Origin of the sequence: Enterobacter cloacae complex sp. 2022EL-00788 (genome assembly GCF_026627565.1) — a bacterium.
GTDB lineage: Bacteria > Pseudomonadota > Gammaproteobacteria > Enterobacterales > Enterobacteriaceae > Enterobacter > Enterobacter pasteurii.
The window spans coordinates 281,126-297,238 of sequence record NZ_JAPNMC010000006.1 but is presented as its reverse complement, the minus strand read 5'-3'; the positions used below and the strand labels follow the sequence as shown (position 1 = coordinate 297,238).

17 protein-coding genes and 1 other annotated feature are annotated in these 16,113 nt (G+C 58.5%); of the genes, 14 read left to right on the top strand and 3 right to left on the bottom strand.

What is annotated here, in order from left to right; genetic code table 11:
- Nucleotides 1-111 precede the first annotated feature (111 nt).
- The 7 genes from yidA (at nt 112) to OWK27_RS12140 (ending at nt 7,207) form a co-directional block, all read left to right on the top strand.
- On the top strand, nt 112-924 hold the full coding sequence (gene yidA, locus OWK27_RS12170; RefSeq protein WP_242174262.1) for a sugar-phosphatase: 813 nt from the start codon (nt 112-114) through the stop codon (nt 922-924).
- 226 nt (nt 925-1,150) lie between these two features.
- Nucleotides 1,151-1,840 (top strand): D-galactonate utilization transcriptional regulator DgoR, encoded by a 690-nt coding sequence (gene dgoR / locus OWK27_RS12165; RefSeq protein WP_003861109.1) that lies wholly within the window; start codon nt 1,151-1,153, stop codon nt 1,838-1,840.
- Nucleotides 1,837-2,715, top strand: a complete 879-nt coding sequence (locus tag OWK27_RS12160; RefSeq protein WP_267590471.1) for a 2-dehydro-3-deoxygalactonokinase — start codon at nt 1,837-1,839, stop codon at nt 2,713-2,715. Before dgoR ends, OWK27_RS12160 begins: the two co-directional genes overlap by 4 nt.
- Nucleotides 2,699-3,316: a 2-dehydro-3-deoxy-6-phosphogalactonate aldolase gene (locus OWK27_RS12155; RefSeq protein WP_267590470.1), complete on the top strand. Its 618-nt coding sequence runs from the start codon at nt 2,699-2,701 to the stop codon at nt 3,314-3,316. The genes OWK27_RS12160 and OWK27_RS12155 overlap by 17 nt, the downstream gene beginning before the upstream one ends.
- Nucleotides 3,313-4,461 (top strand): galactonate dehydratase, encoded by a 1,149-nt coding sequence (dgoD, locus tag OWK27_RS12150; RefSeq protein WP_176609130.1) that lies wholly within the window; start codon nt 3,313-3,315, stop codon nt 4,459-4,461. Before OWK27_RS12155 ends, dgoD begins: the two co-directional genes overlap by 4 nt.
- A gap of 127 nt (nt 4,462-4,588) precedes the next feature.
- Complete coding sequence (locus tag OWK27_RS12145; RefSeq protein WP_162273767.1) at nt 4,589-5,926, top strand: MFS transporter; 1,338 nt, start codon at nt 4,589-4,591, stop codon at nt 5,924-5,926.
- Nucleotides 5,927-5,977: 51 nt separating this feature from the next.
- On the top strand, nt 5,978-7,207 hold the full coding sequence (locus OWK27_RS12140; RefSeq protein WP_267590469.1) for a DUF3748 domain-containing protein: 1,230 nt from the start codon (nt 5,978-5,980) through the stop codon (nt 7,205-7,207).
- Here OWK27_RS12140 and OWK27_RS12135 read toward each other — a convergent pair.
- Nucleotides 7,204-7,536: a YceK/YidQ family lipoprotein gene (locus OWK27_RS12135; protein ID WP_148420365.1), complete on the bottom strand. Its 333-nt coding sequence runs from the start codon at nt 7,534-7,536 to the stop codon at nt 7,204-7,206. The two genes, OWK27_RS12140 and OWK27_RS12135, sit on opposite strands and share 4 nt — an antisense overlap.
- A 249-nt stretch (nt 7,537-7,785) precedes the next feature.
- Nucleotides 7,786-7,859: a sequence feature (ROSE (Repression Of Heat Shock gene Expression) occurs in the 5'-region of heat shock genes and acts as an RNA thermometer to modulate expression.), on the top strand.
- Between OWK27_RS12135 and ibpA the strand changes: the two genes are divergently transcribed.
- The 5 genes from ibpA to OWK27_RS12110 all read left to right on the top strand — a co-directional run bounded on the left by ibpA (nt 7,853) and on the right by OWK27_RS12110 (nt 11,419).
- On the top strand, nt 7,853-8,263 hold the full coding sequence (gene ibpA, locus OWK27_RS12130) for a small heat shock chaperone IbpA (protein ID WP_267590468.1): 411 nt from the start codon (nt 7,853-7,855) through the stop codon (nt 8,261-8,263). (Overlaps the previous feature by 7 nt.)
- A gap of 136 nt (nt 8,264-8,399) precedes the next feature.
- Nucleotides 8,400-8,828 (top strand): small heat shock chaperone IbpB, encoded by a 429-nt coding sequence (gene ibpB, locus OWK27_RS12125; protein ID WP_148420367.1) that lies wholly within the window; start codon nt 8,400-8,402, stop codon nt 8,826-8,828.
- A gap of 152 nt (nt 8,829-8,980) precedes the next feature.
- Nucleotides 8,981-10,642 carry a putative transporter gene (locus OWK27_RS12120; protein ID WP_148420368.1) on the top strand — a complete coding sequence of 554 codons (1,662 nt, stop codon included), beginning with the start codon at nt 8,981-8,983 and terminating at the stop codon, nt 10,640-10,642.
- 92 nt (nt 10,643-10,734) lie between these two features.
- The gene (locus OWK27_RS12115; RefSeq protein ID WP_148420369.1) at nt 10,735-11,082 is read left to right on the top strand and encodes a YidH family protein; all 348 of its coding nucleotides are present in this window, start codon (nt 10,735-10,737) and stop codon (nt 11,080-11,082) included.
- Nucleotides 11,072-11,419, top strand: coding sequence for a DUF202 domain-containing protein (locus OWK27_RS12110; protein WP_176609124.1), 348 nt, complete (start codon nt 11,072-11,074; stop codon nt 11,417-11,419). Before OWK27_RS12115 ends, OWK27_RS12110 begins: the two co-directional genes overlap by 11 nt.
- Before the next feature lie 31 nt (nt 11,420-11,450).
- Here OWK27_RS12110 and dsdA read toward each other — a convergent pair whose 3' ends face one another.
- Nucleotides 11,451-12,737: a D-serine ammonia-lyase gene (gene dsdA / locus OWK27_RS12105; RefSeq protein ID WP_267590467.1), complete on the bottom strand. Its 1,287-nt coding sequence runs from the start codon at nt 12,735-12,737 to the stop codon at nt 11,451-11,453.
- 121 nt (nt 12,738-12,858) lie between these two features.
- On the opposite strand from dsdA, the gene dsdC reads away from it, so the two are divergent.
- Nucleotides 12,859-13,773, top strand: a complete 915-nt coding sequence (gene dsdC / locus OWK27_RS12100; protein WP_242174271.1) for a DNA-binding transcriptional regulator DsdC — start codon at nt 12,859-12,861, stop codon at nt 13,771-13,773.
- An 84-nt stretch (nt 13,774-13,857) separates the two neighbouring features.
- Nucleotides 13,858-14,946 (top strand): glycoside hydrolase family 5 protein, encoded by a 1,089-nt coding sequence (locus OWK27_RS12095; protein WP_267590466.1) that lies wholly within the window; start codon nt 13,858-13,860, stop codon nt 14,944-14,946.
- Here the strand turns inward: OWK27_RS12095 and emrD are convergent.
- Nucleotides 14,849-16,033, bottom strand: coding sequence for a multidrug efflux MFS transporter EmrD (gene emrD, locus OWK27_RS12090; RefSeq protein ID WP_267590465.1), 1,185 nt, complete (start codon nt 16,031-16,033; stop codon nt 14,849-14,851). The genes OWK27_RS12095 and emrD overlap by 98 nt on opposite strands.
- Nucleotides 16,034-16,113: the final 80 nt, after the last annotated feature.

The following is a 16,113-nucleotide window of genomic DNA, read 5'->3' as shown; positions in this document are numbered from 1 at the left end:
TAGTTCCCCAGGATAAGCGTAAAAGGGGTGTTTCCGTTGCGCAATGTAGCTCTATTTTTGTGTGCTTAATCGCGTTAGCATGAGGTAGCACTCATTCATCCTGGGGAACTCATGGCTATCAAACTCATTGCAATCGATATGGACGGCACGCTGCTGCTGCCTGACCACACCATCTCTCCCGCCGTTAAAAACGCGATCGCCGCCGCCCGCGAAAAAGGCGTGAACGTGGTGCTGACCACTGGCCGCCCGTATGCCGGGGTGCACAGCTACCTGAAAGAGCTGCACATGAATCAGCCGGGCGATTACTGCATCACGTATAACGGCGCGCTGGTACAAAAGGCCGCAGATGGCAGCACGGTGGCACAAACTGCGCTGAGCTATGATGACTACCTGTTCCTTGAAAAACTCTCCCGCGAAGTGGGCTCCCACTTCCACGCGCTCGATCGCACAACGCTGTATACCGCTAACCGCGATATCAGCTACTACACGGTGCATGAATCCTACGTCGCGACCATCCCGCTGGTGTTCTGCGAAGCGGAAAAAATGGACCCGGCGACGCAGTTCCTGAAAGTAATGATGATCGACGAACCGGCGATTCTGGACAAAGCCATCGCGCGCATTCCTGCAGAGGTGAAAGAGAAATACACCGTGCTGAAAAGCGCGCCGTACTTCCTCGAGATCCTCGATAAACGCGTCAATAAAGGCACCGGCGTGAAGTCCCTTGCCGATGCGCTGGGCATTAAGCCTGAGGAGATTATGGCGCTGGGCGACCAGGAGAATGACATCGCGATGATCGAGTATGCGGGCATGGGCGTGGCGATGGATAACGCGATCCCGTCGGTGAAAGACGTGGCGAACTTCGTCACCAAATCTAACCTGGAGGACGGCGTGGCTTACGCGATTGAGAAATTTGTCCTGTCCTAGCAGCTGTCCGTAATCATCAGCCTCGGTTATCAACCGGGGCTTTTTTTGGCCCTGAATTTATCGAATTGTTCTTTTTGTGATCTGGATTGTAGTACAACATTAAATGATTGTACTACATTAGCGTCACAGCAAAGGCGAAAGGCCTCACGTTTGTACTGCAAAAGTGAGGCGAAATTCAGCGGTCGCGGTAAAGTAGTGATGGACTTACAGAGCACAAGGACTCTCCATGACACTCAATAAAACCGATCGCATTGTCATCACGCTGGGCACTCAGATTGTGGGTGGTAAATACGTTCCCGGTTCGCCGCTGCCGGCAGAGGCCGAACTTTGCGAAGAGTTTGAAACCTCGCGCAACATCATCCGGGAAGTGTTCCGCTCGCTGATGGCGAAGCGGTTGATTGAAATGAAACGCTATCGCGGCGCGTTTGTCGCGCCGCGCAACCAGTGGAACTACCTCGATACCGATGTCCTGCAGTGGGTGCTGGAAAACGACTACGACCCGCGGCTTATCGGCGCGATGAGTGAAGTGCGAAACCTGGTGGAACCGGCCATCGCCCGATGGGCAGCGGAGCGCGCAACGTCAGGCGACCTGGCGCAGATTGAGTCGGCTTTAAACGACATGATCGCCAATAACCAGAACCGGGAAGCGTTCAACGAGGCGGATATACGCTATCACGAGGCGGTATTGCAGTCGGTGCATAACCCGGTGTTACAGCAGCTTAGCGTGGCGATCAGCTCGCTACAGCGAGCGGTATTTGAACGTACCTGGATGGGCGATGAGGCCAACATGCCGAAAACGCTCCAGGAACATAAAGCGCTGTTCGATGCGATACGGCATCAGGACGGCGATGCGGCAGAGCAGGCGGCTCTCACCATGATTGCCAGCTCAACACGAAGGTTGAAGGAAATCACATGACATCACGCTACATCGCAATTGACTGGGGATCGACCAACCTGCGCGCCTGGCTGTACCAGGGCGAGCAGTGCCTGGAAAGCAGGCAATCAGAGGCGGGCGTGACGCGCCTGAACGGTAAATCCCCGGAGGCGGTGTTAGCAGAAGTGACGCAAGACTGGCGCGACGGCGCTACGCCGGTGGTGATGGCGGGAATGGTCGGCAGTAACGTGGGCTGGAAGGTTGCCCCCTATCTGCCTGTTCCGGCCCATTTTGCCGCCATTGGCGAGCAGTTAACGTCCGTTGACGACAATGTCTGGATTATTCCCGGCCTGTGCGTCTCTCGCGACGATAACCATAACGTGATGCGCGGCGAAGAGACACAGCTGCTCGGCGCGCGCGCTCTCTCTCCCTCTTCCGTCTACGTTATGCCCGGTACGCACTGCAAATGGGTGCAGACCGATGCCGGGCAAATTCATGATTTTCGTACCGTAATGACCGGCGAATTACACCATTTGCTGCTTATGCATTCGCTGGTGGGCGCCGGTTTGTCTGAGCAGGTTCCGTCGCCGGAGGCGTTTGCCGCCGGGCTTGAGCGCGGGATCGCCTCCCCTGCCGTTTTGCCACAGCTTTTTGAGGTTCGCGCTTCGCACGTGCTGGGAAATCTCCCGCGCGAGGAGGTTAGCGAATTTTTGTCCGGCCTGCTGATTGGCGCGGAAGTCGCCTCCCTGGCCGACGCGTTCGCCGGGCAGCAGACCATCACCCTCGTCGCGGGCTCATCGCTGACGTCTCGTTACCGACAGGCGTTTCGCGCCATCGGTCGGGATGTTGCTGCGGTGGAAGGCGACACGGCATTTCAGGCAGGAATAAGGAGCATCGCTCATGCAGTGGCAAACTAGTCTTCCCCTTATCGCAATTTTGCGCGGCATCACGCCCAATGAGGCGCTTGCCCACGTCGGCGCGGTTATCGACGCCGGTTTCGACGCGGTGGAAATCCCGCTCAACTCCCCGGAATGGGAAAAAAGCATTCCGGCCGTGGTGGATGCGTTTGGTCATAAAGCACTGATTGGCGCGGGAACCGTGTTACAGCCGGAGCAGGTGGACAGGCTGGCGAAGATGGGCTGCAAACTCATCGTCACCCCCAACATCAACCCCGAGGTCATCCGCCGGGCGGTGGGCTACGGCATGACCGTCTGCCCGGGATGCGCTACGGCTACCGAAGCCTTTACCGCTCTCGATGCGGGCGCGCAGACGCTCAAAATTTTCCCGTCGTCGGCCTTTGGCCCGGATTACATCAAAGCGCTGAAAGCGGTCTTACCCGCCAGCGTGCCGGTCTTTGCCGTGGGCGGCGTAACGCCAGAAAACCTGGCGCAGTGGATGAAGGCAGGCTGCGCGGGCGCTGGGCTGGGCAGCGATCTCTATCGCGCCGGACAGTCCGTGGAGCGTACCGCGCAGCAGGCGGCAGCATTTGTGAAAGCGTATCGAGAGGCAGTGCAATGAAAATAACCAAACTCACCACGTACCGTTTACCCCCGCGCTGGATGTTCCTGAAGATCGAAACCGATGAAGGCGTGGTTGGCTGGGGCGAGCCGGTGATTGAAGGCCGCGCGCGCACGGTTGAGGCCGCCGTGCATGAGCTGGGGGAATACCTGATTGGTCAGGATCCGGCGCGCATCAACGACCTGTGGCAAGTGATGTACCGGGCGGGCTTCTATCGCGGCGGCCCGATTCTGATGAGCGCCATCGCCGGTATCGACCAGGCGCTGTGGGATATCAAAGGCAAAGTGCTGAATGCCCCGGTCTGGCAGCTGATGGGCGGCCTGGTGCGCGACAAAATCAAGGCCTACAGCTGGGTAGGCGGCGACCGTCCGGCAGAGGTGATCGACGGCATACACAAGCTGCGCGGCATCGGGTTCGATACCTTTAAGCTCAACGGCTGCGAAGAGATGGGTATCGTCGATAACTCCCGCGCCGTAGACCGGGCGGTGAATACCGTGGCGCAAATCCGCGAGGCCTTCGGCAACGAGATTGAGTTTGGCCTGGACTTCCACGGACGCGTCAGCGCGCCGATGGCTAAGGTACTGATTAAAGAGCTGGAGCCGTACCGCCCGCTGTTTATCGAAGAGCCGGTGCTGGCCGAGCAGGCAGAGTACTACCCGAAACTGGCAGAACAGACGCACATTCCAATCGCGGCGGGTGAACGCATGTTCTCGCGCTTCGAGTTTAAACGCGTGCTGGAGGCGGGCGGCGTTGCGATCCTGCAACCGGATCTCTCCCATGCGGGCGGCATCACCGAATGCTACAAAATTGCCGGCATGGCGGAAGCCTACGATGTTGCGCTGGCGCCGCACTGTCCGCTTGGGCCGATTGCGCTGGCGGCCTGCCTGCACGTCGACTTTGTCTCCCGTAATGCGGTGTTCCAGGAGCAAAGCATGGGTATTCACTATAACAAGGGCGCGGAGCTGCTCGACTTTGTGAAAAACAAAGAAGACTTCAGCATGGAAGGCGGTTTCTTTAAACCGTTAACGAAGCCGGGCCTTGGCGTGGAAGTTGACGAAGCCAAAGTCATTGAGCTGAGTAAAAATACGCCGGACTGGCGTAACCCGCTGTGGCGCCATGAGGATGGCAGCGTAGCGGAATGGTAAATGCGCGTCATACTTCGCGCTGGTAATGCGTTGGCTGCGTTTTCTTACCCCAGCACGAATTACTTAGCGCATTCTGTTTACGTTTTTAATTAAAAAAACCAAATACACCCTCTGTAAATTACAGGGCATGGTGAGCGGCTTCGCTATGCCCAAAATCTGGAGACAGATTGCGATGGATATTCCAGTTACTGCTACAAAGACCGGGCGTCGCCGCTACCTGACGCTAATTATGATTTTTATTACCGTGGTCATTTGCTATGTAGACCGCGCCAACCTTGCCGTGGCATCGGCCCATATTCAGGAAGAGTTTGGGATCACCAAAGCGGAAATGGGCTATGTCTTTTCGGCGTTTGCCTGGCTTTATACGTTCTGCCAGATCCCCGGCGGCTGGTTCCTTGACCGCGTGGGGTCGCGCCTGACCTACTTTATCGCCATTTTAGGCTGGTCCGTGGCGACCCTGTTCCAGGGCTTCGCGACCGGGCTGATGTCGCTGATTGGCCTGCGCGCCATCACCGGGGTGTTTGAAGCGCCGGCGTTCCCGACCAACAACCGCATGGTGACCAGCTGGTTCCCGGAGCATGAGCGTGCCTCTGCCGTGGGCTTCTACACCTCCGGGCAGTTTGTTGGCCTGGCGTTCCTGACGCCGCTGCTAATCTGGATCCAGGAGCTGCTGAGCTGGCACTGGGTGTTTATCGTCACCGGCGGGATCGGCATTATCTGGTCGCTTATCTGGTTTAAGGTCTATCAGCCGCCGCGTCTGACCAAAAGCATCACCAAAGCCGAGCTGGACTACATCCGCGACGGTGGCGGTCTGGTGGACGGCGATGCCCCGGTGAAAAAAGAGGCGCGTCAGCCGCTAACCCGCGCGGACTGGAAGCTGGTCTTCCATCGTAAGCTGGTGGGCGTGTATCTGGGCCAGTTTGCGGTCACGTCGACGCTGTGGTTCTTCCTCACCTGGTTCCCGAACTACCTGACCCAGGAGAAGGGGATTACCGCGCTGAAGGCGGGCTTTATGACCACCGTACCGTTCCTGGCGGCCTTCTTCGGGGTGCTGCTTTCGGGCTGGCTGGCGGACAAGCTGGTGAAAAAAGGTTTCTCACTGGGCGTTGCGCGTAAAACGCCGATTATCTGCGGGCTGCTGATCTCTACCTGCATCATGGGCGCTAACTACACCAACGATCCGGTATGGATTATGACCTTGATGGCGGTGGCGTTCTTCGGAAACGGTTTTGCCTCCATCACCTGGTCACTGGTGTCGTCTCTGGCGCCGATGCGTCTGATCGGCCTGACCGGGGGCGTGTTCAACTTCGTAGGCGGGCTGGGCGGGATCACCGTGCCGCTGGTCATCGGCTACCTGGCGCAGGACTACGGCTTTGGTCCGGCTCTGGTCTACATCTCCGCCGTGGCGCTGATCGGGGCGCTCTCCTATATCCTGCTGGTGGGCGACGTGAAACGAGTAGGCTAATCCCTTCGGATGTTTTACCCTGATGCGAAAACCGCGCATCAGGGTACGTCCATGAAACAAATCACCTTCGCTTCCCGCAACCACCAGCTCACCAATATCAATACCTGGACTCCGGACAGCCAGTGGCTTGCTTATGATGTGCGCCCGTCAGGCGCGTCGTTCACCGGTGAAACCATCGAGCGGGTAAACGTCTTTACGGGCGAGGTTGACGTGATCTACCGGGCCACTGACGGCGCGCACGTTGGCGTGGTGACCGTTCATCCGGCACAGGAGAAATACGTTTTTATCCACGGCCCGAAAAATCCGGACGCAGAGTGGCAGTATGATTTTCATCATCGTCAGGGGGTGATTGCGCACAATGGCCAGGTAAGCAACCTTGATGCGATGGATATCACCGCGCCTTACACGGCCGGCGCGCTGCGCGGCGGCAGTCACGTCCACGTCTTCAGTCCGAACGGGCAGTTCGTCAGCTTTACCTATAACGACCACGTGCTGCACGAGCGCGATCCGAAGCTGGATTTGCGTAACGTCGGGGTGGCAACGCCTTTTGGCCCGGTGCACCCGCAGGGGAACCATCCGCGGGAATATGCCGGCACCTTCTGGAGCGTGCTGGTGAGCCGCACCACGCCGGATCCAAAACCGGGCAGCGATGAGATCGGCCGCGCCTATGAAGAGGGCTGGGTGGGCAACGGCAGGCTGGCGTTTATTGGCGATACCCTGTCTGCGAAAGGCGATAAGGTACCCGAACTGTTTATTGTCGATCTGCCCCAGGACGAGCAGGGCTGGAAGCGGGCGGGCGATGCGCCATTGCAGGGTACGCCGGAGACGATGCCAGCACCGCCTGCTGGCGTGCTGCAGCGCCGTCTGACCTTCACCCATCAGAAGGCGTATCCGGGGCTGGTTAACGTGCCGCGCCACTGGGTGCGCAGCAACCCGCAGGGGACGCAGATTGCGTTTTTAATGCGCGACGATAGCGGCGTTGTGCAGCTGTGGCTTATCGCACCTGAGGGCGGCGAGCCGCGCCAGTTAACCCACAATGAGAGCGATATTCAGTCGGCGTTCAACTGGCATCCTTCCGGCAACGCGCTGGGGTTTGTGCTTGAAGGCCGCATTGCCTGCTGCGATGCGCGGACCGGTGAGGTCACGTTTTTGACGTCCGATCATGACAACCCGCCGTCTGCTGATGCCGTCGTGTTTTCGCCGGACGGGCGTTTTATCGCGTGGATGGAGGATAAAGCGGGTTTCCGCCAGCTGTGGCTAACGGAAACCGCACGGGACTAGCGTGGTGGCATCGCGGCGGGCGGAATGACGGAGTTGGTCGCCAGATTTTCCTGCTCGCTTTTCTCCACGCGCGAGCGCACGGAGCTGTCGGTGCGGAACATGTCCCACGGCAGCAGAAGCGTATCGGCAACCGCAGTAAATGGCATATCAAGAATCGCCAGAGATTTGGTGCCCCAGTTCGTCTCATCGTCAGAGATCATTGCGGCGCTGGCGCGCGTCCCTGGATATGTTCCTTCTTTACCGCCGGTGTGAGACATCACGCTCGAACACCCGCAAAGTAAAACAACCCCGCTGAACGTCGCCAGCTTAATCAGAACATTTCTCATCATCACTCAGTCATCATTATTAGCACGGCATTGACCTGCAACTCAGGGTTATAGCGAGGCTGGTACAAAATGGACAGCGCAAAACGTCCGCACTGTGGAGGCCATCGCAATTTAACCCTTTGTGCTGTTGCCCCTGAGTCTATGCGACAACCAGCAAAGTGCAAAAAAATCTCACATAAATACGCTTGAAAAGCCCGTAACCAGACCCATTTTAAGAATGTAACCCGATAACGAACACGCCTGATGGGTGTTCGGGGAAACAGAAGCCTGTCCATGGTGGAAGGCTACATTTTCTCGCTGATTTCAGGAGTTTTAATCTATGCGTAATTTCGATCTCTCTCCGCTATACCGTTCTGCCATTGGTTTCGATCGCCTGTTCAACCATTTAGAAAACAATCAGAGCCAGAGCAACGGCTATCCTCCCTACAACGTTGAACTGGTAGACGAAAACCACTATCGCATCGCGATCGCTGTTGCCGGTTTCGCAGAGAGCGAACTGGAGATCACCGCGCAGGATAACCTGCTGGTGGTGAAAGGCTCCCATACGACCGAGCAGAAAGAACGTACCTACCTTTACCAGGGCATTGCCGAGCGCAACTTTGAACGCAAGTTCCAGCTCGCCGAAAACATTCACGTTAAGGGCGCGAACCTGGTCAACGGCCTGCTGTTTATCGAACTGGAACGTGTGATTCCGGAAGAGAAAAAACCGCGCCGTATCGAAATCAACTAATTGTGCGGGTCGCGAAAGCGGCCCATCTGAAACTGCTTGCCGTAACGGGAGCATATGCGAATCCATAAGGATTTGCAGGAACAATTGTGCACAAAATTAAACTGTGCCGAACTCGCTTCTCAGAAGGAGATTTAGTATGCGTAACTATGATTTTTCCCCTCTGCTGCGTCAGTGGATTGGTTTTGACAAACTGGCTAACGCCCTGCAAAGCGCGACCGAACAGCAGACGTTTCCGCCGTACAACATCGAAAAAAGCGACGATAACCACTACCGCATCACGCTTGCGCTGGCCGGATTCCGTCAGGAAGATCTCGATATTCAGCTTGAGGGCACGCGCCTGACCGTGAAAGGGTCGCCTGAAAAACCGGAAACCGAGACCAAATGGCTGCACCAGGGGCTGGTAACTCAGCCGTTTAGCCTGAGCTTCACCCTGGCAGACCATATGGAAGTTTCTGGCGCGACGTTCACTAACGGGCTGCTGAACATCGATCTTACCCGTAACGTGCCGGAAGCCATTGCGCCCCAGCGCATCGCCATTAGCGAGCGTCCGGCGCTGAACAGTTAATACCTGTGTCATACTGACCCTCTCCCCCAGGGAAAGGTGAAAAGTTAAAGCCCTGCCCCGGCAGGGCTTTTTTGTGCGCCATCGCCCATACAGCCGCCGCCAGCTCTGAGAGAATCCTTAGTATACCTATGGTTATACACAGGAAGTGGATCATGAGTGATATCGCGTTAACCGTCAGCGTGTTGGCCCTTGTCGCGGTAGTGGGGCTGTGGCTGGGGAATATCAAAATCCGCGGCGTCGGGTTTGGCATCGGAGGAGTGCTGTTTGGCGGGATTTTCGTCGGCCATTTTGCCGACCAGCTTGGGTGGGTGCTCAGCGCCGATATGCTGCATTTCATCCAGGAGTTCGGCCTGATCCTCTTTGTGTATACCATCGGCATTCAGGTGGGCCCGGGGTTCTTCGCTTCGCTGCGCGTCTCCGGTTTACGGCTCAACCTCTTTGCTTTCGGCATTGTCGTGATGGGTGGGCTGGTCACCGCCATTCTGCATAAGCTCTTCGCCATCCCGCTGCCCGTGGTGCTGGGCATCTTCTCCGGGGCCGTCACCAACACGCCCGCGCTCGGGGCGGGGCAGCAAATTCTGCGCGATTTGGGTATCCCTTTCGACGTCGTCGATCAGATGGGCATGAGCTACGCCATGGCCTATCCGTTCGGCATCTGCGGCATTTTGCTCTCGATGTGGCTTGTGCGCGTGCTGTTCCGCGTTAACGTTGAGCAGGAGGCAAAGGACCATGAAAGCACGCTGACCAACGGCCATACGCTGATCAAAACCATAAACATCCGCGTCGAAAACCCTAACCTTAATAATATGGCGATTCAGGACGTACCCATCCTGAACAGCGCAACCATTATCTGCTCGCGGCTGAAACGGGATGAAACGCTGATGGTGCCCTCGCCCGGCACCCTTATTCAGCACGGCGATCTCCTGCACCTGGTAGGACAGCCGGCGGATTTAAACAACGCGCGGCTAGTGATTGGCCAGGAGGTGGATACCTCGCTCTCCACCCGCGGTACGGACATGCGCGTGGAGCGCGTGGTGGTCACAAACGAGAAAGTGTTAGGCAAGAAAATCCGCGATTTGCAGGTAAAAGAGCGCTATGACGTCGTGATCTCCCGGCTTAATCGCGCCGGCGTCGAGCTGGTCGCAAGCCAGGATGCCAGCCTGCAGTTTGGTGATATTCTCAACCTGGTCGGGCGTCCGGCCTCCATTGATGCGGTGGCGGACATGGTGGGCAACGCGCAGCAGAAGCTTCAGCAGGTGCAGATGCTGCCGGTATTTATCGGCGTCGGGCTTGGCGTCATGCTTGGCTCCATTCCGCTGTACGTGCCCGGCTTCCCGGTCGCGCTCAAGCTGGGTCTGGCGGGCGGACCGCTGATAATGGCGCTGATCCTTGGGCGTATCGGCTCCATCGGTAAGCTTTACTGGTTTATGCCCCCGAGCGCTAACCTGGCGCTGCGCGAGTTAGGCATTGTGCTGTTCCTGGCGGTGGTAGGGTTGAAATCGGGCGGCGATTTTGTTGATACCCTGGTGAACGGCGACGGGATCAGCTGGGTAGGATACGGCATCTTTATCACCGCTATCCCGCTGCTAACGGTCGGGATACTGGCGCGAATGTTCGCTAAAATGAACTATCTGACGCTGTGCGGCATGCTGGCGGGCTCGATGACCGACCCGCCCGCGCTGGCTTTTGCAAATAATCTGCACGCCACCAGCGGCGCGGCGGCGCTGTCGTATGCCACGGTTTATCCGCTGGTGATGTTCCTGCGCATCATCACCCCGCAGCTACTGGCGGTGCTGTTCTGGGGAATAGGCTAGCTTCGCTGACCGGCATCGCCCGATGCCGGTCTCCTTGTCCCTGCCATTTTACGCTATGCTGAAGCCTGCCCGCAGCAAGACAAGGAGCCTTCATGAAACTTTCCCGCCTCGGTGAAGCACCGGACTATCGCTTCTCTCTGGCAAACGAGCGTACCTTTTTAGCGTGGATCCGCACGGCGCTGGGCTTTCTGGCCGCAGGCGTTGGGCTTGACCAGCTCGCTCCCGATTTTGCTACCCCGGCGATCCGCGAAGTACTCGCCCTGCTGCTGTGCCTGTTTGCGGGCGTACTGGCGATTTATGGCTATTTGCGCTGGCTGCGAAATGAAAAGGCGATGCGTCTGAAGCAGGATCTCCCCTATACGCGAGGCCTGCTCATCATCAGTACGATACTGCTGGCCGTCGCTGGCGTAGTGATGGTGCTGGTGTTCTATGCCGGATAGCCGCAAAGCGCGCCGCGAAGCCGATCCCGGCCTGCAGCCGGAGCGTACCTCGCTCGCGTGGTTGCGGACCCTGCTGGGATATGGAGCGCTCATCGCCCTGGCGATAAAGCATAACTGGCACCGCACGGGAGGGCCATTCTGGATCGCGCTGGTGGTGCTGGCGCTGGTGGCCCTCATTTTATGGCGCTACACCCGCAGCCGTAACCTGATGGATGTGGCGCAGAGCGATTTTGTGCAGCCGAAAGCCGTGCGGGACAAGTTCCTGATCGCGCTGGCGGTATTGTTGCTGTCGCTGCTGTTTGCGGTGACGCATATTCAGCAAATAGTGAGCCTGTAAGCCCGGCGGTTACGCCTTACCGGGCCTGCAATTATCGGCCTTTTGCTAAATATTTCGCCATCTCATCTTCCGGCACCATGCCGCCGCCGGTTGCCCATACCAGGTGGGTAACGCCGGCATCAGACTGCACGCGCAGCGGCCCGGCCATCCCCGCCAGCGCCGACGGCTCCAGACGGATCCCCTCCTCCTGTGCCAGCCAGCCGAGCATGTCGTACATGCTTTGATCGGACAGGGTATAGAACCCGTCAAGCAGGCGCTCCATCGCGCGGCCGACAAAGCCGGACGCCCGACCTACCGCCAGCCCGTCAGCCGCCGTGACGTTGTCGATACCCAGATCCTGCACGGCGATCTCGTCATGCAGGCCGGTATAAACCCCCAGCAGCATGCACGGCGAGTGGGTCGGCTCGGCAAAGAAGCAGTGCACATTATCGCCAAAAGCCAGCTTAAGGCCAAACGCCACGCCGCCCGGGCCGCCGCCAACGCCGCACGGCAGATAGACGTTCAGCGGATGCTCCGCATCCACCACGCGCCCCTGTGCGGCAAACTGCGCCTTCAGGCGCTCGCCCGCCACCGCATAGCCCAGGAACAGGGTGCGTGAATTCTCATCGTCAATAAAGAAGCAGTTCGGATCGCTTTCCGCTGCTTTACGACCCTGCTCCACCGCCACGCCGTAATCCTGCTCGTACTCCACGACGGTCACGCCGTGGCCGCGCAGCCTGGCCTTCTTCCACTCGCGGGCGTCGGCAGACATATGCACCGTCACCCTAAAGCCAATGCGCGCGCTCATGATCCCGATGGACATCCCCAGGTTGCCGGTTGAGCCTACCGCAACGCTGTACTGGCTGAAGAAGTCCTTAAAGCGCGGCTCCAGCAGGATGCTGTAATCGTCTTCCACGCTCAGCAACCCGGCTTCCAGCGCCAGCTTCTCCGCGTGGGCCAGCACCTCATAAATGCCGCCGCGCGCTTTAATCGAGCCGGAGATCGGCAGGTGGCTGTCTTTTTTCAGCAGCAGCGTGCCGGGAACGGATTTGCCAGATTCTTTCTCCAGCCGCGCCTGCATTGCCGGAATGGCAACCAGCTCAGATTCAATAATCCCCTTCGTGGCGGCCGTCTCCGGGAAGGCTTTCGCCAGATACGGCGCAAAGCGGTTAAGGCGAGCGTGCGCGTCGTCCACGTCGGCTTTGGTCAGCCCGACGTAGGGCAACCCTTCGGCAAGCGTGGTGGTGCTCGGGTTAAGCCAGGTGGTCTCTTTCAGGGCAATCAGGTCCTCAACCAGAGGAAACTGTGCGGTTAACGCGTTGATCGTTGCGCTTTTCATCGTCCATCTCTTCGCAAGGGGTTTCATCCGGTATTAAGCAAAAAAAAGAGGCATACTGACAAATGATATAAATTGCGTTTCAGGTGAACCAGATTGAACCAACCACGAAGAGATGAGGGCGATGGAGGAAGATAAGCGACGGCTAAACGGCTGGCAGCTGTCAAAAATGCACACCTTTGAAGCGGCGGCCCGGTATGAATCTTTTGCGCTGGCAGCCGCTGAGCTGTCCCTGACACCCAGCGCGGTGAGCCACCGCATCAGCCTGCTGGAAGAGGAGCTGGGCATTCAGCTGTTTATCCGCTCGCACCGTAAGGTGGAGCTGACGCAGGAGGGAAAGCGCGTTTACTGGACCCTTAAATCGTCCCTCGACACCCTGAATCAGGAGATCCTGGATATTAAAAACCAGGCGCTCTCCGGCACGCTGACGGTCTATTCACGGCCGTCCATCGCCCAGTGCTGGCTGGTACCCATGCTGGGCGACTTTACCCGCCGCTACCCGTCGATTTCGCTCACCGTCCTGACCGGCAATGATTACGTTAACATGCAGCGAACGGGGATCGATCTGGCGCTCTACTTCGACGATACGCCGCCAAACCACGTCTCCCATCACTTTTTGATGGACGAAGAGATTTTGCCCGTCTGCTCGCCGACCTACGCCCGCGAGCATGCGCTGCTGGAAAACCCCGCGCAGCTCGGCCACTGCACGCTGCTGCATGACCGTCAGGCCTGGAGCAATGATACCGGCACGGATGAGTGGCTAAGCTGGGCGCAGCATTTTGCGGTGAATATGCCGCCATCGTCGGGGATGGGTTTCGATCGCTCAGACTTAGCGATTATCGCGGCCGTTAATCACCTGGGCGTGGCGATGGGCAGAAAGCGGCTGGTGCAAAAGCGGCTTGAGCGGGGCGAGCTCATCGCCCCGTTTGGCAGCAAGGCTCTCAAATGCCATCAGCACTATTACATCTCCACGCTTACCGGCCGCCAGTGGCCGAAAATCGATGCCTTTATCGGCTGGCTGAGGGAGCAGGCAGGCTGAAGAATTATTACGCTTTGGCGCTACACCAAATGTGAAAAAGCGTGCTAAATACAGGTAATGCTATTGATGTGTCCTGGATAAACCGTGCTAAAGGCTTTCATTGTCACCCTGTTAGCGATCGCTTCCGGCTGGGCCTGTGCCGCTGAGCCGCCCCTCACGGCTGCCCGATACGCGCAGTTGCTGGGCGTGGGGATGGACGTGGACTGGGCGCGCACCGAGCGCGGCATCCGCGAGTTCGACCCGCTGGTGGTCCGCGATTTTCGGGCGAAGGGCATAACGCACGTGCGTATTCGTGTGGCGGGCGAGCCGACGGAAGCGCGGCTGATTCACCTGCGCAAGCTGGTGGAGGCCTGCAGGCAGTACGGCGTGATCCCGATCGTTGCTTATCAGGCCGATGGATATAAAAATGACCCGAAAGCCGATACCGAGAAAGAGACGATCGGCTGGTGGATTGCCGTGGCGCACTATTTTAGCCACAGCTACCCGCTGCTCGGTTTTGACCTCATTTACGAGCCAACCGACAGGCTGAACCACAACCTCGCGTCGTTAAACCGCGTCTATGAAAAAAGCATTATGGCAATCCGCGACATCGACCCGCAGCGCATGATCTTCATCGCACCGCGCCTGCGGGCCGCGCCGGAGGATTTATCCAGCCTGAAGCTGCCTGCCCATAGTCAGAACTACCTGCTGGCGGAGTGGCATATCTTTCCGTGGGGGCCGCTGAAAATTAACGGCAGATACCCGTGGACCTCCGGCACGGCGGCGGAGAAAGCGGCGATCCGTAACCGCATCACTACCGCGCTGCGCTGGCAGCAAAAAACCGGGCACGTCAGCTGGGTTGGCGGCTGGGGCGTGGGAGAATCACAAAGCCTGACGCCAACCGCCTCGCAAATGGCGTTCGCAACGTTTATGGCCTGCGAGCTGCAGCAGGCGAAAATTCCGTATGCGCTGAACGCCGATTTCCAGTTTTACGACGGGGAAGAGGGTGCCTGGCGGCCTGCGCCAGAGCCGTTATTACAGGCGATGATTGCGCCCGTCTGTGAAAAGCCCGGCGAGAAGCCGGGCCATCGTGCGGTTAAACCGGCTGCTCGTGATGTGAAACACGCGACGCCAGCGGCAGCCAGCATAGCAAAATCAGCAGCCCCATCAGGGTCATCAGCAAACCTAAACTAGCCTGCCCGGTCTGCGGCATCATCGCCGACAGCCAGGCCAGCGCGCCGGAACCGATGTTCTGCAAACCGCCCACCAGCGCGCCCGCGGTGCCCGCCAGGAACGGGAACGGCTCCATCGCGCCGCTGGTGGCGAGCGGGAACAGCATGCCCGCGCCGAAGAAGAACAGCGCCGCCGGGACGAGTAGCGTCCAGACCGACATGACGTCAAACAGCCCCGGGATCCACATCATCAGCCCGGCCAGCAGGCAGCTAATGACCGATTGCCACATCAGCGTGGAGAAGCGCTTGTTCGGGCGACCGGCGAACCATGCCCCGAAGAACGCCGCCGGGATCGGCAGAATAAACAGAATGCTTACCACCATGCTGCTCAGGCCCAGACCCGCCCCCAGCAGCACGCCGGAGCAGGCCTCGAATACCGCGATACCCGCCAGTCCGCCGATCAGCATCAGCAGGTAGCAGGTGAACGCCCCGTTGCCGAACAGCGTTTTGTAGCTGGCGATGAGCTTCGTGCGCGGTGCGTCCTGAGGCCGCGTTTCAGGCATCCAGCGCGCCATGCTGAAGGTGACAATCACGCACAGCACCAGCAGGAAGGCGTAGCAGGCGCGCCAGGACCATACGGTATCCAGCAGCCCCCCAATCAGCGGCGCGAGGAGCGGGCTGACCAGAATGCCCATGTTTAACAGGCTGTTGGCGTGACGAAGCTGGGTGCCCTGGTACATATCGCGCGGCAGGGTACGCGCCATGACTCCGCCGACGCCCGTGCCCACGCCCTGAAGGGCGCTGGCGGCAATCAGTACGGTCAGGCTATGGGTAGAAATGGCAATCACCGTCGCCACCATGAAAATGCTCATACCCACCAGGATCACCGGGCGACGCCCGACGCGATCGGAGAGCGGGCCGTAGATGAGTTGCGAAACGCCGTAGGTCAGCAGGTAGGCTGCCATCACGCTCTGAACCGCGCCTTCGCGAACGTTCAGGTCTTTTGCCATGTCGGCAATAGCCGGAATGTAGATCGTTTGCGCCATCTGACCGACGGCCACGAGTAACACCAGCATCAACAATAGGTTCACGTTCCGTTGCTTTTTCATGTCGCTGAATACTTTTGCCAAAAGAGAGAAATGAAGAATAAGTGACTACGCATTCCCATAAATGCGCGAGGAATCTACCA